Here is a 20,123-nt window from a genome sequence, read left to right as displayed (position 1 = left end):
GATTGATCGGATTGTTCCACGATGCGACGTTTTTCACCGCCCACGGATGAGGCGGCTGCGGCCGCCGCAGGTACGCCGCCCGCGCGCTCTGACTGGGGCACCTTGCAGCGCCTGTTGCCGTACCTGTGGGTGTATCGCTGGCGGGTCGCGGCGGCGCTGGTGTTTCTGGTGGCGGCCAAGGCGGCCAACCTGGGCGTGCCGCTGCTGCTGCGCCAGCTGGTAGACCACTTCGCCCCCGGCCCGGTGGATGCCCGCGCGCTGGTGGTGGTGCCGGCCGGCTTGCTGCTGGCCTATGCGGCGCTGCGCCTGTCGACCTCGGTGTTCACCGAGCTGCGTGAACTGGTCTTTGCCAAGGCCACCCACGGCGCCGCACGCCAGATTGCACTCGAGACCTTCCGCCACCTGCATGCCTTGAGCCTGCGCTTCCACCTCGAGCGCCAGACCGGTGGCATGACGCGCGACATCGAGCGCGGCACCCGTGCGCTGCAATCGCTGATCTCGTATTCGCTCTACACCATCCTGCCCACGGTGGTGGAGTTGACGCTGGCCATGGTGCTGCTGGGCACCCAGTTCGACATGGGCTTCGTGTTCATCACGCTGGCGGCACTGGTGGCCTACGTGGTGTTCACCATCACCGTCACCGAGTGGCGCACGCAGTTCCGGCGCCGCATGAACGAGCTCGACAGCAAGGCCCACAGCCGTGCGGTGGACGCGCTGCTGAACTACGAGACGGTGAAGTACTTCAACAATGAAGAGTTCGAGGCCCAGCGCTACGACGTGGGCCTGGACGCCTACCGCCAGGCGCAGATCCAGTCGCAAACCTCGCTGTCGCTGCTCAACACCGGGCAGCAGCTGATCATTGCCTTGTCGCTGCTGGCCATGTTGTGGCGCGCCACCACCGGCGTGGTGGAAGGGCGCTTGAGTCTGGGTGATCTGGTGCTGATCAACGCCTTGCTGATCCAGCTCTACATTCCGATGAACTTCCTCGGCGTGCTGTACCGCGAGGTCAAGCAGAGCCTGACCGACCTCGACAAGATGTTCAGCCTGCTGGAGCGTGAGCGCGAAGTGGCCGACCCACCCGGCGCGCCGGCCCTGAAGGTGTCTGAAGGCGTGGTGCGCTTTGAAGGCGTGGGTTTTGCGTACGACCCCGCGCGGCCCATCTTGCGTGACCTCAGCTTCGAGATTCCGGCCGGCAAGACGGTGGCGGTGGTGGGTGCCAGCGGCGCCGGCAAGAGCACGCTGGCGCGACTGCTGTACCGCTTCTATGACGTGCAGCAAGGCCGCATCACGATTGATGGTCAGGACATCCGCGTGGTGCAGCAAGACACCCTTCGCCGTGCCATCGGCATCGTGCCGCAAGACACGGTGCTCTTCAACGACACCGTGGCCTACAACATCGGCTATGGCCGCACCGGCGCTGACCAGGCCAGCATCGAAGGCGCGGCCCGCGCGGCGCACATCCACGACTTCATCCAGGCCCAGCCCAAGGGTTACGACACCATGGTGGGCGAGCGCGGCCTGAAGCTCTCGGGCGGCGAGAAGCAGCGCGTGGCGATTGCCCGCACGCTGCTGAAAGACCCGCCCGTGCTGATCTTCGACGAAGCCACCTCGGCGCTTGATTCAGCCAATGAGCGGGCGATTCAGGCCGAGCTGGCCAGTGCCTCGGCGGGCAAGACCACGCTGGTGATCGCACACCGCCTGTCGACCGTGGTGGACGCCCACGAGATCCTGGTGATGGAGGCGGGCCGCATCATCGAGCGCGGCGCCCATGCCGCGCTGCTGGCGCAGGACGGGCGTTATGCCCACATGTGGCGCCTGCAAAATGCAGGTGAGCGGGGTGGCGCCAACAGCGGCCCCGAGGAGAACTGAACCGATGGACACCAAGTGGCTTGAAGACTTCGTCAGCCTGGCCGAAACCCGCAGCTTTTCGCGCTCGGCCCAGCTGCGCCACGTTACGCAGCCGGCGTTTTCACGCCGCATCCAGGCCCTCGAAGCCTGGGCCGGCATCGACCTCGTCGACCGCAGCGCCTACCCCACGCGCCTCACGCCCGCCGGTGAAACCTTCCACGCCCAGGCGCTGGAAATCATTGGTTCATTGCAGGCCACGCGCAACATGATGCGCAGCCACCAGGCCAGCGGCCAGGACATGGTGGAGTTTGCGGTGCCGCACACCATGGCCTTCACCTTCTTCCCGCATTGGCTGATGGACCTGCGCCAGCGCTTTGGCGACGTGAAGAGCCGCTTGTCAGCACTGAACGTGCACGACGCCGTGATGCGCCTGACCGAAGGCAGTTGCGACCTGCTGATCAGCTACCACCATGCCACCCAGCCGCTGCAGCTCAGCTCTGACCGCTACGAGATGCTGAGCCTGGGCCAGGAAACCCTGGCGCCTTACGCCAAGGCCGGCACCGACGGCCAACCGCTGTTCCGCCTGCCCGGCAAGCCCGGCGCGCCGGTGCCGTTCCTCAGCTATGCCCCCGGCGCCTACATGGCCCGGCTGGTGGAGCAGATCATCAAGCACGCGCCCACCACGCTGCACCTTGATCCCATCTACGAAACCGACATGGCCGAGGGCCTGAAGGCGATGGCGCTGGAGGGCCACGGCCTGGCCTTCCTGCCGGCCAGCTCGGTGCGCAAGGAACTGCGTGCGCGCCGCCTGGTGGCCGCCGGCCCGAGTGACTATGAGCTGACGATGGAAGTGCGCATGTACCGCGAGCGCCCCGAGCTGGCACGCCATGCCAAGCCCGCTGCGCATGAGCTGTGGGCCTGGCTGCAGAGCGGCGAAGCCCCGGGCTGAGCACAGCCCCTTCGGGTTTTGGGAGAATCGGGGCATGAGCACGCCCAACTCCCCGATCACCTCGCTGACCCTGACCCGCCCGGACGACTGGCACCTGCATGTGCGCGACGGCGCCGCCCTGGCCGCCGTGGTGCCGCACACCGCCCGCCAGTTCGGCCGCGCGATCATCATGCCCAACCTGCGCCCCCCGGTGACCACCGCCGAGCAGGCGCTGGCCTACCGCAGCCGCATCCAGGCGGCCGTGCCCGCAGGCGTGAACTTCGAGCCCCTGATGGTGCTGTACCTGACGGACAACACCCCGCCCGAAGAAATTGTCCGCGCCAAGGCCGCCGGCGTGGTCGCCCTGAAGCTGTACCCGGCCGGTGCCACCACCAACAGCGACGCCGGCGTGACCGACATCCGCAAGTGCTACCCCACGCTCGAAGCCATGCAGCGCGAAGGCCTGCTGCTGCTGGTGCACGGTGAAGTGACGGACCAGGCGATCGACGTGTTTGACCGCGAAGCCACCTTCATCGACCAGGTGATGGTGCCGCTGCGCCGCGACTTCCCGGAGCTGAAGGTGGTGTTTGAACACATCACCACCAAGGAAGCCGCCGAGTACGTGGCCGAGGCCGGCAGCCACACGGCCGCCACCATCACCGCGCACCACCTGCTCTACAACCGCAACGCCATCTTCCAGGGTGGCCTGCGCCCGCATTACTACTGCCTGCCCGTGCTGAAGCGCGAGGTGCACCGCCTGGCCCTGGTGGCTGCGGCCACGTCGGGCTCGGACCGCTTCTTCCTCGGCACCGACAGCGCCCCGCACCCGGCACACCTGAAGGAGCACGCCGCGGCCTGCGCGGGTTGCTACACCGCGCTGAGCGCCATCGAGCTGTATGCCCAGGCGTTTGAAGACGCGGGCGCGCTGGCCCAGCTGGAAGGTTTTGCCAGCCACCACGGCCCGGCCTTCTACGGCCTGCCGCGCAACGCCGGCAGCATCACCCTGAAGCGCGAGCCCTGGACCCTGCCCGACAGCCTGCCCTTCGGCGAAGCCAGCCTGAAGCCCCTGTGCGCCGGTGAAACGCTGAACTGGCGCCTGGTGGACTGAGCCTGCGCAGGGCAGGCGGGGCGCGTGAGGTTCAGGTCGGAGGCGCGCTCCGCCAGTACACGACATCGGTGGGGCTGGTCGGCCGCGTGGCGGCCACCTCGGCCGGCGCCGGGCTGAAGCCCAGCCGCTGCGCCACCTTCAGTGAACGCACGTTGCCGGCATCCGCCACGATGAAGAACAGGGCGGGCTGGTAATCAGCCGCCACCAGCTCCAGCATGCGCGCCACGGCTGCCGTGGCAATGCCCTGGCCCTGGTGCGCGGGCGAAAACACATAGGCCACGTTGGTGGTTTTGTCTTCCTCCACCGTGGCCTGCACATAGCCGGCGATGGCGCCTGAGGCGGTGCGCACCACCCAGTTCAACCAGTGCTCCTTGCCGTCTGGTGACTGCCGCGACTCGCTGCGGGCCAGCTTGTCTGCAAGCGCCTGCACCGAAGTCGGCGGGTCTTCGTCGAGGAACTCGTACAGCCGCGGGTCACGCAGCACCTCGAACAGCTCGGCCGCATGCGCAATGCGGCGGACTTCGAGGGTGAAGGTAGCGGGGGCCATGGCGTTCGAGGCGTCGATTTATTGCCGGCAAAGTGTAATTTGCAGGCGCCTGCCACGACCAATGCAGCATGAAACCCCATCTGCTTCTGGCTGCGCTGCTGTTCATCGCCATCGCCCCGGCCTCCATCGCTCACGCCGCTGAGCCGGTGGCTGCACCCACCTTCGCAGGCACCACACTCGAAGGCCAGCGCTACGACCTCGGCGCGCGACGCGGCCGCGTGGTGATGGCGGTGCTGTGGCGCAGCGATTGCCCGGTTTGCATCGACAAACTGCCGGAGCTGCGCGCCAATGCGCAAGGTTGGAAGACCGCACCGTTTGATCTGGTGCTCATCAACCTCGACACCAGCAAGTCAGACGCACAGACCTATCAGCGCCTGCGCCGGCAAGTGGCGCCCGGCGAGCAGTCCGTCTACAGCTTCTGGCAGGGCGAGGTGCAACTGCCGGCCGCCTGGCGCACGGCCGACCGCTTGCCCCACACGCTCATCATCGACCGCGAAGGCAAGGTGGCCGCCACCTTCCAGGGCCGCATTCCGCCAGCGGCGTGGAACCAGGTGGCGGATTTGTTGCCTTGATGGGCGGCAGGGGGGCCGTCAACAAAAAAGGGCCGGTGCTTGCACTGGCCCTTTTCCTCATCGCCCCTGAAGGCGATCAGCCCTCAAACGCTCAAACCGTCTCCGACGGCAGGAAGCCTTCGATCGACAGGTAGCGCTCGCCAGTGTCGTAGTTGAAACCCAGCACCCGTGCGCCGGCAGGCAGCTCCGGCAGCTTCTGGGCGATGGCGGCCAGGGTGGCGCCGCTGGAGATACCCACCAGCAGGCCTTCTTCGGCGGCGCTGCGGCGGGCGTATTCCTTGGCGGCTTCGGCTTCCACCTGGATCACGCCGTCCAGCAGTTCGGTCAGCAGGTTCTTCGGCACGAAGCCGGCGCCGATGCCCTGGATCGGGTGGGGCGAGGGCGCGCCACCGGAGATCACCGGCGATGCGCTCGGCTCCACGGCAAACACCTTCAGGTTCGGCCAGCGGGCCTTCAGCACCTGGGCCACGCCAGACAGGTGGCCGCCGGTGCCCACGCCGGTGATGATGGCGTCGAGGCCTTCGGGGAAGTCAGCGGCGATCTCTTCGGCGGTGGTGCGCACGTGCACGGCGATGTTGGCCGGGTTCTCGAACTGCTGCGGCATCCAGCTGCCCGGGGTTTCAGCGATCAGCTCCTGCGCCTTGGCAATCGCGCCCTTCATGCCTTGGGCGCGCGGGGTCAGCACGAAGCTGGCGCCGTAGGCCAGCATCAGGCGGCGGCGTTCCACGCTCATCGAGTCGGGCATCACCAGCACCAGCTTGTAGCCCTTCACCGCGGCCACCATGGCCAGGCCGACGCCGGTATTGCCCGAGGTCGGCTCGATGATGGTGCCGCCCGGCTTCAGGTGGCCGTCGGCTTCGGCGGCTTCGATCATGGCCAGCGCGATGCGGTCCTTGATCGAGCCACCGGGGTTGCTGCGCTCGGACTTGACCCAGACTTGCGCCTGGCTGCCGAACAGGCGGTTGATGCGGATGTGCGGCGTGTTGCCGATGGTGGCCAGAACGTTGGTGGCTTTCATGCAGGCGTCTCCTACGAAAAACAGGGTGCGCACACAGGCGCGAGTGGCGGCGATGTTGCCCCAAAGCCCGGCGCTTGTCGCCCAGAAGCTTCCTGCTTTTGGTTATGAGGCCGGCCCGACGGCGCCGCTCGCCCAAGCCGTGGGACAATGCACCTGTGAAGTCGGCCAGACCGCCGCTGGTGCAAGCATCGAAAGGTGGCACTGGAGGAAGGTCCGGACTGCATAGAGCAGCGTAGCGGGTAATGCCCGTCCACCGCGAGGTGCGAATCAGAGCCACAGAGACGAGCCGGTTAAGTCCGGAGTGAAACGCGGCAATCTTTACGCGCAGCAACACCAAATAGGCCAGCATTGAAGCGGCTCGCTGAGCTGGCGGGTAGGTGGCATCGAGCAGGGGTGGCAACATCCCAGCCCAGAGGAATGGCGGTCACGGCCCTGGCAGCGCAAGTTGCCCGGGTCGCACAGAATCCGGCCTATCGGCTGACTTCACACTTTTCACTTTTCCCCACACGCATGAACCCCGACGCATCGACCATCTGGCGAGGCCCCCGCTGGCTGTTGGCGGCCTTGCTGGCCTGCCTCGGCATGCTGGGTCCGTTCTCGATCGACACCTACCTGCCGGCGTTTTCGGGCATTGCCCAGGCGCTGCAAGCCACGCCGGTGGAGATGCAGCAGACCCTGTCGGCCTACCTGCTCGGCTTTGCCGTGATGAACCTGTTCCACGGCGCACTGGCCGACAGCTTCGGCCGCAAGCCGGTGGTGCTGGCTGGTGTGGCGCTGTTCACGCTGGCCTCGGTGGGCTGCGCCCTCAGCCAGTCAATCGGCGCGCTGGTGTTCTTCCGCGCCGTGCAGGGCATGTCGGCCGGGGCTGGCGTGGTGGTGTCACGCGCCATCATCCGCGACATGTTCCCGCCCGAGCAGGCGCAGAAGGTGATGTCGCAGGTCACGATCTATTTCGGCGTGGCCCCGGCCATCGCGCCGATGATCGGCGGCTTCCTGTTCGTGCATGCCGACTGGCACTCGATCTTCTGGTTCCTGGCCACCGTCGGCACCGTGCTGTGGCTGACGATGTGGCGCATGCTGCCTGAGTCCTTGCACCCCTCGCAGGTGCAGCCCTTCAACGCCCGCCACCTGCTGGCCGGCTACTGGCAGATGACCTCGAGCCCGCGCTTTCTGGCGCTGGCATTTGCATCGGGCATTCCGTTCAACGGGGTGTTTCTCTACGTGCTGTCGGCGCCGGTGTTTCTGGGTGAGCACATGCACCTGGGCCCCACGCAGTTCTTCTGGTTCTTCATGCTCACCATCGGCGGCATCATGGGCGGTGCGTGGTGGTCGGGCCGGCTGGCGGGCCAGCTGCCACCGCAGCGACAGATCCGTCGCGGCTTCCGGGTGATGGTGACGGTGGCGCTGCTGAACGTGGCGCTGAACCTGCTGCTGCCGCCCAACCCGTTCTGGGCCTTGCCGCTGATCGCCTTCTTCGCCTTCGGCTGGGCCTTGATGGTGCCGGTGGTGACGCTGATGGTGCTGGATGAGGCCCCCGACCGGCGGGGCATGGCCTCGTCATTGCAGGCCTGCATCGGCAGTGTGGCCAATGCCTTCGTGGCGGGCGTCATTGCGCCGCTGGTGATGCACTCCACCGTGGCGCTGGCACTGGCGTCGCTGTGCATGCTGAGCATCGGCTTGCTGTCCTGGCGCTGGGTCAAGCCGCAGATGGTCACCAGTTCCTGAGTCGTGATCCAGGCTGATCTGGCCTGATCCGGCAGCGGGCCACCAGCGGGCAACTCTCAAGCGCCGCAGCGGGCGGCCGATATCCATGGCGAACCCCCAAGACATCGCTGTGGAGCCCTCATGACCCGCTCGTCCCCGTTTGCCCTCTGGCCCGTGCTGGCCGCCTTGAGCCTGGCGCTGCCCCTGGCGGTGCAGCCTGCGCATGCCAGCGGTGACGGCCATGGCGCACCGGAGCGCAAGCCGGCCGAGAAGGCAGCACCCAAGGAAGCCCCTGCCGCACCTGCCGCCAGTGGTGACTCGATGGAAGTGCTGCGCCAGAAGCTGGCTGAACGGCTCGGCGCCACCAAATCGCCTGAGAACAAGAGCGGCGCCGTGATGCGCGTGCCCAACAAGGCCGAAGGCGGTGGTGGTGGTGGCGGAAGTGGCGGTGGTTCGGGTCACGGCGGTGCCCCCAAGGCGGCTGCTGCTGCCAAGCCCGCCGCCGTGCCTGAGCCCGGCCACGACCACGCTGCCCACTGGGCCTACGGCGGTGAGACCGGCCCCGAGAGCTGGGGCAAGATGAAGCCCGAGTTCAAGACCTGCGCCATCGGCCAGCGTCAGAGCCCGATCGACATCCGCGGTGGCATCCAGGTGCAGCTGCCGGCCATCCAGTTCGACTATCACACCAGCGGTTTCAGCGTCATCGACAACGGCCACACGGTGCAGGTCAACCTGCCTGCCGGCAATGCGATCACGGTGAATGGCCGTCGTTATGACCTGCTGCAGTTCCACTTCCACCGCCCGTCTGAAGAGCGTGTGAATGGCAAGCAGTTCGACATGGTCGCCCACCTGGTGCACAAGGACCCCGAAGGCCGCCTGGCCGTGGTGGCGGTGCTGCTGGAACGCGGCAGTGCGCAAGGCGTGATCCAGGCGGTGTGGAATTCCCTGCCGCTGGAAAAGGGCGAAGAGCTGGCATCGCCGGTGGCGATCGACCTCAACCAGTTGCTGCCCGAGGACAAGCGCTACTACACCTACATGGGCTCGCTCACCACGCCGCCTTGCAGCGAGGGTGTGCTGTGGCTGGTGATGAAGCAGCCGGTGCAGTTGTCGCTCGACCAGATCGGCATCTTCGCGCGGCTCTATCCGATGAACGCCCGCCCGATCCAGCCAAATTCCGGCCGCCTGATCAAGGACTCGAACTGATCTCATTTCGTGTCATCTGACTGACACTGCCGCGTCATCAGCAGCGGCGATCCTGCGCGATCCACCGGGCCACGAGCCCGGGAAGATTCACTCACACGCAGGTTCATCCATGAGACAGACACCCTTGTCGGCGGCATTGCTGCTGGCGTTTTGTGCCCCCCTGGCATTTGCATCCACCAGTGGCGTGGTCATCAGCCAGGTGTATGGCGGCGGCGGCAACACCGGCTCCGTCTACAAGAGCGATTTCATCGAGCTGCGCAATGCGGGCTCGGCACCGGTGTCGCTCAATGGGTGGTCCGTGCAGTACGCGTCGGCCACCGGCAGCAGCTGGGGTGTCACGGCGCTGACCAACGTCACCCTGCAGCCAGGCCAGTACTACCTGGTGCAGCAATCCACAGGCAGCGGCGGCACCACCAACCTGCCCACGGCTGACGCCACCGGCACCTTCACCATGAGCGCCACGGCGGGCAAGGTGGCGCTGGTTACCAGCACCACGGCCCTGACCGGCACCAACCCGACCGGCGCCACGCTGGAAGACCTGGTCGGCTACGGCACCACCGCCGGCGCCTTTGAGGGCAGCACTGGCCCGGCCCCTGCGCCGTCGGCCACGCTGGCCGATGTGCGCGCCGCCGCCGGCTGCACCGACACCAACGACAACAAGGCCGACTTCATGGCCGTTGACGCCATTCCGCGCAACTCGGCCACCAGCTACACCGCCTGCGCCGGCAGCGGTGGTGGCAGTGGTGGCGGCAGCGACACCACCGTCTCGCTGAGCATTCCGCAGATCCAGGGCACGGGCCGCACCAGCGCCCATGTCGGCCGCGCGGTGCGCACGCAAGGCGTTGTCACCTTGGTCACCAACAACAGCTTCTACATGCAAGACCTGGTGGGCGACGGCAATCCCGCCACGTCTGACGGCATCCTGGTCTTCACGAGCACGAAGCCGACCGTGGCCGCCGGCCAGCTGGTCTCGCTGGTGGGCACCGTGGCCGAGTTCAACACCGGTGCTGCAGGCAACGCCGACACGGTGGCCAACACCGTGACCCAGCTCACCACCATCAGCCAGCTGCAGGTGCTGGGCACCGGCTACAGCATCACCCCGGTGAACCTGACGCTGCCGCTCGCCTCGCGCGATGACTTCGAGCGCGTTGAAGGCATGCTCGTCAACATCGCCGGCCCGCTGACCGTGTCGCAGAACTATTTCCTGGGTCGATTCGGCCAGCTGACGCTGTCGGCCGGTCGTCTGGAAACCCCGACCAACAAGCACCGCCCGGGCAGCAGCCAGGCCCTGGCGCTGGCAGCCCTGAACGCCCGCAGCCGTGTGATGCTGGACGACGCCACCTCGTTGCAGAACCCGAACCCCACGCCGTGGCTGGCCGGTGACAACACCGTGCGTGCCGGCGACACGCTGTCGAGCGTGACGGGCGTGGTCGACTTCGGCCTGGCCAGCAGCACCAACACCGAGCCGGGTGACTGGAAGATCCAGCCGGTGCAAGTGGGCACGTTCAGCCGCGCCAATGCGCGCACCGTGGTGCCGCCGAAGGTGGGCGGCAACCTCAAGCTCGGCAGCTTCAACGTGCTGAACTACTTCACCACCTTCACCAACGGCAACACCGCCAGTGGCCAGACCGGCCAGGGCTGCACGCTGGGCAACAGCAACGCGGCCAGCAACTGCCGCGGCGCCAGCAACCTGGCGGAGTTCAACCGCCAGCGCAGCAAGATCATCGAAGCGATGGCCGCCATCGACGCCGATGCACTGGGCCTGATGGAGATCCAGAACAACGGCAGCACGGCAGTGCAGAACCTGGTGGATGGCCTGAACGCCCGCGTAGGTGCCGGCACCTATGCGGCCGTGCCTGATCCGGCCGCCGGCACGGGCACCGACGCCATCAAGGTGGCGATGATCTACAAGCCGGGCAAGCTGACGCGCGTCGGTGCCTCGCAGAGCGACACCGCGGCGATCAACAACCGTCCGCCGCTGGCCCAGACCTTCGCAGCCGCGAACGGCGAGAAGTTCACCCTGGTGGTCAACCACCTGAAGTCGAAGGGCAGCTGCCCGGCGGCGGGTGACCCGGACGCTGCAGGCAACACCGACGCCGGTGACGGCCAGGGTTGCTGGAACGCCCAGCGCGTGGCTCAGGCCCAGCGCCTGGCCACCTGGCTGCCCACCGCCACCGCCGGTGCGCCTGACGCGCTGATGGTGGGTGACTTCAATGCCTATGCGCAGGAAGACCCGATCAACGCGCTCACCAGCACCGGCTTCGTTGACCAGATCGGCCGCTACAACAGCTTCGGCTACTCGTACGTGTTTGACGGCGCCGCCGGCCGCCTCGACCACGCTCTGACCACCGCCAGCATGAGCGCCAAGGTGACCCGGGCCGTGGAGTGGCACATCAACGCCGATGAGCCCGCCATCATCGACTACAACACCGAGTTCAAGCAGCCCGCCTGTGCCACCTGCGGCCCTGACTACTACACCGCCACGCCGTACCGCTCGTCGGACCACGACCCGGTGGTGCTCGGCCTGCAACTCAGCAAGGTGATTCAAGGCACGTCGGGCCGCGACACGCTCACCGGCTCGGCGGGTGACGACACCATCATCGGCGGTGAAGGTGCTGACACGCTGACTGGTGGCGCAGGCGTCAACACCTACGTCTACAACAGCATCCGCGATGCCGGCGACACCATCACCGACTTCGCGCCGGGCAAAGACCTGATCGACCTGCGCAACCTGCTGGCCAGCCTCGGCTGGACGGGCACCGACGCGGTGACTGATGGCCTGGTGCGCCTGCAGGACGTGGCCATTGGCTGCGCCGTGCAGATCGACACCGACGGCCCGACCGGCACCGCGGCCTTCCGCACCCTGGTCACCCTGCGCGGCGTGAGCGCCAGCCAGCTGGTGGTGAGCCGCGACCTGGTGCAACGCGCCACCGTCTTTGCCGAACGCAAGAAGAAGTGAGATTCCCCATGACCAAAACGACAAACAACATGATCAAGCGCAGCCTGGTGCTGTTGATGGCGGCGGCCGGCCTGTGTGGCCAGGCGCAAGCCGACGTGGTGAACGGCAACTTCAGCGACGGCCTGAACGGCTGGTCGGTGCTGGGCAGTGCCAACCTCAACGGCAACCAGCTCTGGCTGGACACGGTGGATCCGCTCGCGGTGGATGCCGGCACCCTGGCTTCGGCCGCGGGCCTGTCGGGCGCGCTGGCGCTCGACACGGCGGCGGGCGAGGCCTATGAGGGCTCGCTGCTGACGCAGAGCTTCAACACCCAGGCGGCAGGCCAGCTGCGTTTCAAGTGGCAGTTCGGTACCCAGGAAACTGCCGGTGCCGATGCCGCCTTCCACGACTACGCCTTCGTGGTGGTGGACGGCAATCTGCACCGTCTGGCTTCGGTGGCCGATGGCAACACCGGCTGGCAGAGCTTCAACCTGGCACTGGGTGCGGGCAAGCACCAGGTCAGCTTCGGTGTGGTTGACCTGGGTGACTTCACCGCTGATTCGCGCGTGGGCTTGTCCAGCGTGCAGATCTCGCCGGTGCCGGAACCTTCGTCGATCGCGCTGATGCTGGCTGGCCTGGGCGCGCTGGGCTGGCGCGGTCGTCGCAACCGTCGCGCTTGAGGTTGTCATGCCGCTTCATCACTGACGCGGCATGAGCACATCCAAGGCCGGGTACCCACCCGGCCTTTCTGCTTTTTCAGCGGCTGTGCGAGGTGAGCGTGGCCAGCGGCACGGCCGTGGCCACACCCGGCGTGGCGCGGCGCTTGCTGCCGGCTGAGAGGATGGGCGCGGCACGTTCGCCATCACCACTGCGGCGCATCGCCACACCCACGGCCAGGATGTCGATCACCAGCAGGTGCAGGATGCGGCTGACCATGGGCACGTGGGTCGACACGTCTTCCTCGTGGTCGACGATCAGCACGGCATCCGCCTTGCGGGCCAGCGGCGACTGGCTGGCCGTGATGGCCACCACCTTGGCGCCGCGCTCATGCGCCCGCTCCACCACTTCCAGCAGCTCAGGCACCTTGCCGGAATTGCTGATGACCACCACCACGTCACGCGCCCCCAGCACCGCGGCCGAGAGCACCTGCAGGCGCGGGTCGGTGCAGGCGGTGCACGAGATGCCGAAGCGCAGGAACTTGAACTGCGCGTCTTGCGCCACGGGGCCGTAATGGCCGGTGGCGTGGAACTCGATGCGGCTGGCGCTGTCGAGCAGGTTGATGGCGCGGTCGATGCTGTCGCGGTTGAGCTGGTCACGCACCTGCAGGATCGCCGAGGCGGTGTTGCCCAGCACCTTGGCGCCCAGCTCCACCATCGAGTCGTCGTCGGTCACCTGCGTGTGGCTGACCGGGATGGTGCCGGTCAGGCCGGAGGCCAGCCTCAGCTTGAAGTCAGACAGGCCTTCGCAGCCCAGCGTGCGGCAGAAACGGATCACCGTTGGCTGGCTCACTTCGGCCTGGCGGGCGATCTCGGCGATCGGGTCGTTCAATGCCGCGCGCGGGTGGGCCAGCACATGGGCGGCCACGCGGCGCTCGGCCGGCGAGAGCTGGTCCTGCACCCGGCGGATCTGCTCCAGGATGGCGCTGGCCGGCGAGGTGTCCAGCGTGCGCAGCTGCGCTTCCAGAATGCCTGAGGCGCCGACAAACGTGGCGTCAGGCGCAGTGATCACGTAGGTGGGAATGGCGCTGACGTAGCCGCTGAAACGGCCCTTGTCTTCAAAGCGGGCGCGGAACGGTGAGCGGTCGAAATACTCGCCCAGGCGCGGCACGATGCCGCCGCCGATGTACAGGCCACCAAATGCGCCCAGCGTCACCGCCAGGTTGCCGGCGGCGGTGCCCAGCAGGCCGCAGAACACGTCCAGCGTTTCCTTGCACAGCGGGTCGGTGCCGGCCAGTGCGCGCTGGGTGATTTCCGGTGCGGCCAGGCGCTCAGCCGGGCGGCCGGCATGGTCAGCCAGTGCGCGGTACATCAGCTCGATGCCCGAGCCCGACAGCAAACGCTCGAACGACACGTGCGGGAACTGCTTCCAGGCGTGGCGCAGGATGGCGACCTCGCGCTCGTCATGCGGTGCGAAGCTGGCGTGGCCACCTTCCGTGCCCAGGGCGATCCAGCCATCAGCCGCCGGAATCAGACCCGACACACCCAGGCCGCTGCCGGCGCCCAGCAGGCCCACCACGCTGGGTTCACGCGGGGTGCCGCCGCCCACCTGGCGGCGCTGGTCTTGCCGCAGCTTGGGCAGGGCCATGGCGAGTGCGGTGAAGTCGTTCACCACCACCAGGGTGTCGAAGCCCAGGCGCTCGCGCATCTGCTCGATCGAGAACTGCCAGTGGTAGTTCGTCATCCGCACCTGGTCGCCTTCCACCGGATAGGCAATCGCGATGGCCGCGTGCTGGATCCAGGGGGAGGCGGGCAGGCCGGCCAGATAAGCGGTGATGGCCGCGTGGAAATCAGCGTGCTCGGCGCAGCGCAGGGAGGCCGCGTGTTCAAAATGCCCCGGCCCGGTTTCCAGTGCGAAACGGGCATAGGTGCCGCCGATGTCGGCGATCAGGCGAGGGTGATCGAAGGGGGTCATCCGGAGCGGCTCGGGCAGAACAGTCGATGAACATGGCCCGACTCTTGCAAGTTGGGCGCCTGTGCAATTGTCACTCAGGCGGCGGGGGCTGGAGAGGCGGTCGGTGGTGGTCAGGCTACGGGTTGTCAACGATGACGTTGGCGCGTAACTTCACTACATTGACGCGCGGTGTACCCAATTTGTACCCAGCCTGAAACCGGGTGTCGGCTAATATGACCCATAGCTGCAATTTCCGGGTTTTGAGAGGCAAATTGCGCGCTGCGCAGGCGATTTCTGCCGTCCTGCATTCCGCAAATGCTGATCGGGAACCGGTTCTGGTTTTGTAGTTTTGATAAAAAATTTCCAACATTGCACCTGGGTTGAATGATCATGGGTGTGAACGAGACGAATGTTTTGATGCAGCAAGCAGCGGCGCCCGGCGCGCAACCGGAATCCTGGAACGACGGCCCGTGGCTGGTCGCCGACATTGGCGGCACCAATGCCCGCATGGCCTGGGTGGGCGCCGAGGGCGCTGCCGTGTCGTGCGTGCGCACGCTGCCCGTGGCCGCCTATGCCACGCCGGCTGACGCCATCCAGGCCTACCTGGCCACGCTGGCCGCCGAGCAGGGCGCGGCCTGGCGCGCGCCGCGTCGCGCGGCCATTGCCGTGGCCACCGCCGTGGCGGGTGACGAAGTGGCGTTCACGAACAGCCACTGGCGTTTCTCGCGCACCGGCCTGCAGGCGCAACTCGGGCTGGAAAGCCTGCAGGTGCTGAACGACTTCGAAGCCCTGGCCCTGTCGCTGCCGCGCCTGGGTGCGGGCCAGCTGCGCGCCCACGGCGCCCTGCCGCAAGCGGCCGGCACACTGGCCGTGATCGGCCCGGGCACTGGCCTGGGTGTGGCGGGCGTCACGCAGACCCGCCACGGCTGGCTGGCTCTGCCGGGTGAGGGTGGTCATGCCACGCTGGCACCGGCTGATGATTTCGAAAGCGAATTGCTGCGCCATGTGCGCGGCGAATTCCCGCATGTCTCGGCCGAGCGCCTGCTGTCGGGCATCGGCATGCCCACGCTGTACCGCGGTGTGGCCGGCGTGCTGGGTGTGGCGCCCGCTGAGCTCACCACCGAAGCCATCGTGCAGGCCGGCCTGGCCGGCACCGACGCCGCCTGCAGCCGCACGGTGGACCAGTTCTGCGCCTTGCTCGGCAGCTTTGCCGGCAGTGTGGCGCTGACCTTGGGTGCGCGTGGCGGTGTGTACATCGGCGGCGGCATCGTGCCGCGGCTGGGCGAGCGCTTCTTCACCTCGCAGTTCCGTGCGCGGTTCGAGGCCAAGGGCCGTTTCGAGCCCTATCTGGCGGCCATCCCGACGGCCCTGATCACCGACACCCTGGCGGCCCTGACGGGCGCGGCCCTGGCCATCGAACAGCGCGACGCCTGACCGATGGGTGCTTCGGCCTCCGCGGTGCCGGCAGCGTCGGCGGCGCCCGCGGCCCGGCCTCGGCTCTTGCCGCTGGTCTGGCCGCTCTACCTTGAACTCTGGCTGGGCATTGGTGTCGGCATGATCGGCACCGGCATGGCCGCGCGGGTCTCCGACACCAGCGGCGCTGCCTTTGCGCTGGCCAGCCAGCTGGGCGCCACGCTCTTCGTGCTGTTCCGCATCATTGGTGCCGGTGCCAGCGTGGTGCTGACCCAGCGCCTGGGCGGCGGCCGCCGTGACCAAGCCGACGCCGTGGCGCGTGCCACCCTGGGCGCGAGCACCTGGATTGGCGGCATCGCCGGGCTGGGCGCCATGCTCTTCGCCGGGCCGCTGCTGCGCCTGCTGAACACGCCGCCCGAAGTGCTGCCGCTGGCGATTCCGCTGCTGATGTGGCTGGGCCCGGTGCAGATGCTGGACGCGTGGAATGCCTCGATGGCCAGCGTGATGCGCTCGCACCTGCATGCACGCGACACGCTGATGGTCATCGTTGCCATGCACCTGTCGCACCTGGCCTTGATGGTGCCGCTGATGGGCGGCGTGGGCGACTGGCCGGGCCTGGGCCTGCTGGGCTTTCCGCTGGCGCTGGGTGGCAGCCGCGTGCTGGGCTGCGCGCTGCATCTGTGGCTGTGGCGCTGGCGCCTGGGCCTGGTGCCACGCTGGTCAGATTGGTGGCGCCTGCCGCGCACCGAGATGGTGGCGCTGCTGCACATCGGCCTGCCCGGTGCGGCCGAGAACATCGCCTGGCGGCTTTGCTACATGGTCAGTGTGTCGGTGGCTGCCTCACTCGGCGCGGCGGCTTTGGCCACCCATGCCTACGTCACGCAGATCATGCACGGCGTGCTGCTGTTCGGTGCCGCGTCCGGCGTGGCGGTGGAAATCGTGGTCGGCCACCTGATCGGCGCCGGCCACCTGCACGAAGCCAACCGGCTGGTGCGCAAGGCCTTGTTTGCCTGCCTGGGTGTGTCCACCGGGCTGGCCCTGCTGGTGGCCCTGGCCGGCCCGACGCTGGTGGGCCTGTTCACGAAAGACGCCGGCATCATCGCCACCGGCGCTTTGCTGCTGTGGATCACGGTGCTGGTTGAATCTGGCCGCACCTTCAACCTCGTGGTCATCAATGCGCTGCGCGCCACCGGCGACGCACGCTTTCCGGTGATGGCGGGCGCTGCGTCGATGGTGCTGGTGCTGGCCGGTGGCAGCTGGTGGTTCGGCCTGCATCTGGGCTGGGGGCTGGCCGGTTTGTGGGCTGCCTACGCGGCCGATGAATGGCTGCGCGGCCTGCTGATGTGGCGCCGCTGGACCACCCTGCGCTGGGTGCCCTTCGCCCGCGCCACGCGGCGTCATTTGCGCGCCGCCCGGGCGGCCTGAATCAGGGCAGGGTGATGATGGCGGTGTCGTCGGCGATCAGTGCATCGCCTGGCGCACCGCCACCGAGGTTCTGCCCACCGGGCGTGGCCAGCACCGGCCGATAACCGCCGTCCCAGTCCCAGCTGTTCACATACAGCCGCGCACCCGACAGCGTGGCTGCGCCCAGTGCGGATGCCGGCAGCGTGAACGTGATGCGCTTGCGCGCGGCGTCCACGCTCAAGCCGGCGGACGGCGTGATGGACCGGCCTTCGTTCTGCGCACTGGCGCCTTCCGGGCCGAACAGCGCATTGCTCCAGCCATGCACGCGCAGGCGCCGGTGCCAGCGCATGTCGCCCGGCAGCGTGGCGTTCTGCAGCGGCATCACGCGGGCGCCGCCGGGCTCGCCGGGCAGTTCGATGAACAGCGTCAGGGCCAGGTGATCGAACCCGTTCGGCGGGTTCCACAAGGTGCTGTGCGCGCCCAGCTCCACCTGCACCTGCAGCGCCTTGCCCGCCACCGAGGCGGTCACTTCGCGGATGTCCATGGCGCCCTGCGCATACAGCGGGTCGGTGGGCATCACATACCGGCCAGCCGGGCCGCGGTCGTCGCTGATTGGGTCACTCACCCGGGCGCGCACCTGCCAGTCACGTTGAATGCGGAAGCCGGCCGGGGCAGAGGTCTTCCGGTCGGCGGGCCGCCACACCACCACGCGGTGCTGTGCGGCGGGGTCGGCCAGGCTGCTGGTATCCAGCACGGCTTGCCAGTGCCCTTGGGCGTCAGGCATGGCACTCACGGCGCCGGCGAGTTGGCCGTCGAGCACCACCTGAATGGCCCCGAGTCGCGGATCACTCTGGCCGCTGAGCGTGGTCTGCTCTTGCGCCAGCACGGGTGGCACGGCGTTCAGTGTGGGGGTGCTGGAGGTCGACACTGCCGCTGGCAACTTGGTCGTTGGCTTGATGTGCCGGCCGGCTGCGCCTCGTTCCGCCAGCCACACCAGCCCGGCCCGTGCCGGTAGCTCCAGCGTCGCCTGTCCCGCGGTGCCCACCTTCAACGCGTCGGGTGTGCCGTCCAGGCCGTAAAGGCCGCGCAGCACCGCACCTGGCTTCAAGCCGGTAGGCAGACGGTCGAGCAGCATCGGCTGATCGGCCGTGTTGACCACCACCAGCGCCGCTTGCCCTGCGTGGTCCGTGCGCCAGGCCAGCGCGCCCGGGCCGAGTGCATGCCCCGCCAGCACGGCGGGCCGCCCGCGTGAAAACAGCCGGTTCGCATGCCGCAGGCCCGTCAGCTCAGCCACCCGGCGGTACAGCGGTGCCTGGGTGTTGAAGTGGTCCTTGCCCTCCGAGCCCACGCCCGCCGCAAACATCGACGCACGCTGGTCCACGAAGCCTTGCTCGGTGCCGTAATACAAGGTGGGAATGCCGGGCAGCGTCATCATTGCCAGCAGCGCCTGCTCCAGGCCACGCACCTGGCCGCCGGCCAGAAAGCGGTCGACGTCGTGGTTGTCGATGAAGCTCGGCATCCAGTGCAGGCGCGGGTGAATCTGCTGCATCTGCATGATGCGCTGGCCCAGCTCTGCCGTGGGCCGGCCGCGTGCAAAGGCGTCCATCATCGCGCCATACAGCGGAAAGTTCAGCATGCCGCCCATGCGCGTGCGGCCCATGTACTGCTCGATGCGGTCTGATTCGGCACGCTCGCCCGGCCGGTCAATGCCGAAGCCTTCACCGAACACGAAGAAGTCGCGCCGGCCGGTTTGCCGGGCCACCTGGTTGATGCCCGGCGCCTTGGCGTCGCGGGCATGCAGGAAATCAGTGAACAGCGATGGCGGCACATAAAACGCGGTGTCCACGCGGAAGGCGTCCACGCCCACCTCACGGATCCAGTGCGCGTAGCTCTGGCGCAGGGCGCGCTTCACCACCGGGTTGTCCGTGTTCAGGTCGTCCAGCCCCGCCATTTGCCAGTTCAGTACCTGCTCACGCTTGCCGTAATCCACCACGTCGGGCGTCCAGTGGTAGACGTTGGCTTGGCGCTGGGCGGGGTCGCGCGGGTCGTTCTGGCTGAACGGCCACTGCGTGGGGCGGGGTGATGGGCGGGAGTCGGGGGTGGCCGTCCAGTGTTTGGCCAGGTCATTGGCCTGCCACGGGCCGGCGTAGTGGAAGTAGTCGCCGGTGTGGTTCAGAACCACGTCCTGCACCAGGTACATGCCGGCGCTGTGCAGCTCATGTGAGAGCCGCTGGTAGTCCGCCAGGTTGCCCAAGTGCTTGTCGACCTGGGTGAAGTTTTCTGCCCAGTAGCCGTGGTAGCCGCTGAACTGGATGCCGCCGTTCCACCACTGGTTGGCCACCGGCGGGGTGATCCACACGGCGGTGGCGCCCAGGCCCTTGATGTAGCTCAAGCGCCGCGTCACACCGGCCAGATCGCCGCCTTGCCAGTGCGCGCCGCTGCCCGGCTTGAACTCGCCCGCGCCCTGGTCGTTGTTCGCTGGGTTGCCGTCATCGAAGCGGTCGGTCATCAGGAAGTAGATGACCTGGTCGCGCCAGTCGGGTGAGGGCACGTGCAGCTTGAGCCCTGCCTTGCCGGGCGCAGCCGTGGCAGAAGGCGCAGCCATGGCCAGCAACGCGCCCAGTGCCAGGGCGGTCCATCGGGGGTTGTTCAGTGGCTGTTGGCTCATGTTGGCGGGGTGCGGTACGCGCCGGCGAGGGTAACGCCCTATCACCTCAGTGCGCGCCATGCCGATGCCATGGCTGCCTGGGGAAGGATGTTGTCGCTCTGGCAAATATATGTAGTTGGACTACAAAACGTGTTGCTGCTTTGCGACTGAAGTCTAGCGATC

Annotated in this window: 14 protein-coding genes and 1 other RNA gene; 11 read left to right on the top strand and 4 right to left on the bottom strand. The window is 67.6% G+C overall.

Translation table 11 applies throughout. From position 1 onward, the window contains the following. Nucleotides 1-21 precede the first annotated feature (21 nt). Genes AACH00_RS03120 through pyrC form a run of 3 tightly spaced genes read left to right on the top strand, consistent with a single transcriptional unit; the run spans nucleotide 22 to nucleotide 3,884 of the window. On the top strand, nucleotides 22-1,869 hold the full coding sequence (locus AACH00_RS03120) for an ABCB family ABC transporter ATP-binding protein/permease (RefSeq protein WP_341397500.1): 1,848 nt from the start codon (nucleotides 22-24) through the stop codon (nucleotides 1,867-1,869). Nucleotides 1,870-1,873: 4 nt separating this feature from the next. After that, nucleotides 1,874-2,797 carry a LysR substrate-binding domain-containing protein gene (locus AACH00_RS03115; protein WP_341397499.1) on the top strand — a complete coding sequence of 308 codons (924 nt, stop codon included), beginning with the start codon at nucleotides 1,874-1,876 and terminating at the stop codon, nucleotides 2,795-2,797. Between the two features lie 34 nt (nucleotides 2,798-2,831). Continuing rightward, on the top strand, nucleotides 2,832-3,884 hold the full coding sequence (gene pyrC, locus AACH00_RS03110) for a dihydroorotase (protein WP_341397498.1): 1,053 nt from the start codon (nucleotides 2,832-2,834) through the stop codon (nucleotides 3,882-3,884). 31 nt (nucleotides 3,885-3,915) lie between these two features. Here the strand turns inward: pyrC and AACH00_RS03105 are convergent, their stop codons facing one another. Then, nucleotides 3,916-4,431, bottom strand: a complete 516-nt coding sequence (locus AACH00_RS03105) for a GNAT family N-acetyltransferase (protein WP_341397497.1) — start codon at nucleotides 4,429-4,431, stop codon at nucleotides 3,916-3,918. 68 nt (nucleotides 4,432-4,499) lie between these two features. On the opposite strand from AACH00_RS03105, the gene AACH00_RS03100 reads away from it, so the two are divergent. Continuing rightward, nucleotides 4,500-5,003, top strand: a complete 504-nt coding sequence (locus AACH00_RS03100) for a TlpA family protein disulfide reductase (protein WP_341397496.1) — start codon at nucleotides 4,500-4,502, stop codon at nucleotides 5,001-5,003. A 91-nt stretch (nucleotides 5,004-5,094) separates the two neighbouring features. On the opposite strand, the gene cysK is transcribed toward AACH00_RS03100, so the two are convergent. After that, on the bottom strand, nucleotides 5,095-6,021 hold the full coding sequence (gene cysK / locus AACH00_RS03095) for a cysteine synthase A (protein ID WP_341397495.1): 927 nt from the start codon (nucleotides 6,019-6,021) through the stop codon (nucleotides 5,095-5,097). A gap of 157 nt (nucleotides 6,022-6,178) precedes the next feature. Between cysK and rnpB the strand changes: the two genes are divergently transcribed. From rnpB to AACH00_RS03070, 5 genes are all read left to right on the top strand, one after another. Continuing rightward, nucleotides 6,179-6,510, top strand: an RNA gene (gene rnpB, locus AACH00_RS03090) — RNase P RNA component class A. Nucleotides 6,511-6,531: 21 nt separating this feature from the next. Beyond that, nucleotides 6,532-7,746, top strand: a complete 1,215-nt coding sequence (locus tag AACH00_RS03085; RefSeq protein ID WP_341397494.1) for a multidrug effflux MFS transporter — start codon at nucleotides 6,532-6,534, stop codon at nucleotides 7,744-7,746. A 120-nt stretch (nucleotides 7,747-7,866) separates the two neighbouring features. After that, complete coding sequence (locus AACH00_RS03080) at nucleotides 7,867-8,928, top strand: carbonic anhydrase (protein WP_341397493.1); 1,062 nt, start codon at nucleotides 7,867-7,869, stop codon at nucleotides 8,926-8,928. Nucleotides 8,929-9,037: 109 nt separating this feature from the next. Further along, nucleotides 9,038-11,887, top strand: coding sequence for an ExeM/NucH family extracellular endonuclease (locus AACH00_RS03075; protein WP_341397492.1), 2,850 nt, complete (start codon nucleotides 9,038-9,040; stop codon nucleotides 11,885-11,887). An 8-nt stretch (nucleotides 11,888-11,895) separates the two neighbouring features. Next, a complete protein-coding gene (locus tag AACH00_RS03070) occupies nucleotides 11,896-12,546 on the top strand; it encodes a PEP-CTERM sorting domain-containing protein (protein WP_341397491.1) in 651 nt (216 codons plus the stop codon). Between the two features lie 76 nt (nucleotides 12,547-12,622). On the opposite strand, the gene AACH00_RS03065 is transcribed toward AACH00_RS03070, so the two are convergent. Further along, complete coding sequence (locus AACH00_RS03065) at nucleotides 12,623-14,497, bottom strand: glucokinase (RefSeq protein ID WP_341397490.1); 1,875 nt, start codon at nucleotides 14,495-14,497, stop codon at nucleotides 12,623-12,625. A gap of 396 nt (nucleotides 14,498-14,893) precedes the next feature. On the opposite strand from AACH00_RS03065, the gene glk reads away from it, so the two are divergent. Further along, nucleotides 14,894-15,910, top strand: a complete 1,017-nt coding sequence (glk, locus tag AACH00_RS03060; RefSeq protein ID WP_341397489.1) for a glucokinase — start codon at nucleotides 14,894-14,896, stop codon at nucleotides 15,908-15,910. Nucleotides 15,911-15,976: 66 nt separating this feature from the next. Further along, the gene (locus tag AACH00_RS03055; RefSeq protein WP_341397488.1) at nucleotides 15,977-17,314 is read left to right on the top strand and encodes an MATE family efflux transporter; all 1,338 of its coding nucleotides are present in this window, start codon (nucleotides 15,977-15,979) and stop codon (nucleotides 17,312-17,314) included. A gap of 1 nt (nucleotide 17,315) precedes the next feature. Here the strand turns inward: AACH00_RS03055 and AACH00_RS03050 are convergent, their stop codons facing one another. Beyond that, nucleotides 17,316-19,961, bottom strand: a complete 2,646-nt coding sequence (locus AACH00_RS03050; protein WP_341397487.1) for an alpha-amylase family glycosyl hydrolase — start codon at nucleotides 19,959-19,961, stop codon at nucleotides 17,316-17,318. Nucleotides 19,962-20,123 lie beyond the last annotated feature (162 nt).

The organism is Ideonella margarita (assembly GCF_038066635.1).
GTDB lineage: Bacteria > Pseudomonadota > Gammaproteobacteria > Burkholderiales > Burkholderiaceae_C > Ideonella > Ideonella margarita.
Note: the sequence above shows the minus strand (reverse complement) of the source record. Positions and strands in the feature narration are given on the sequence as shown.

Coding starts and splice junctions, on each gene's coding strand:
- AACH00_RS03120 (WP_341397500.1), top strand. CDS start 22: ATGCGACGTTTTTCACCGCCCACGGATGAGGCGGCTGCGGCCGCCGCA.
- AACH00_RS03115 (WP_341397499.1), top strand. CDS start 1,874: ATGGACACCAAGTGGCTTGAAGACTTCGTCAGCCTGGCCGAAACCCGC.
- pyrC (WP_341397498.1), top strand. CDS start 2,832: ATGAGCACGCCCAACTCCCCGATCACCTCGCTGACCCTGACCCGCCCG.
- AACH00_RS03105 (WP_341397497.1), bottom strand. CDS start 4,431: ATGGCCCCCGCTACCTTCACCCTCGAAGTCCGCCGCATTGCGCATGCG.
- AACH00_RS03100 (WP_341397496.1), top strand. CDS start 4,500: ATGAAACCCCATCTGCTTCTGGCTGCGCTGCTGTTCATCGCCATCGCC.
- cysK (WP_341397495.1), bottom strand. CDS start 6,021: ATGAAAGCCACCAACGTTCTGGCCACCATCGGCAACACGCCGCACATC.
- AACH00_RS03085 (WP_341397494.1), top strand. CDS start 6,532: ATGAACCCCGACGCATCGACCATCTGGCGAGGCCCCCGCTGGCTGTTG.
- AACH00_RS03080 (WP_341397493.1), top strand. CDS start 7,867: ATGACCCGCTCGTCCCCGTTTGCCCTCTGGCCCGTGCTGGCCGCCTTG.
- AACH00_RS03075 (WP_341397492.1), top strand. CDS start 9,038: ATGAGACAGACACCCTTGTCGGCGGCATTGCTGCTGGCGTTTTGTGCC.
- AACH00_RS03070 (WP_341397491.1), top strand. CDS start 11,896: ATGACCAAAACGACAAACAACATGATCAAGCGCAGCCTGGTGCTGTTG.
- AACH00_RS03065 (WP_341397490.1), bottom strand. CDS start 14,497: ATGACCCCCTTCGATCACCCTCGCCTGATCGCCGACATCGGCGGCACC.
- glk (WP_341397489.1), top strand. CDS start 14,894: ATGCAGCAAGCAGCGGCGCCCGGCGCGCAACCGGAATCCTGGAACGAC.
- AACH00_RS03050 (WP_341397487.1), bottom strand. CDS start 19,961: ATGAGCCAACAGCCACTGAACAACCCCCGATGGACCGCCCTGGCACTG.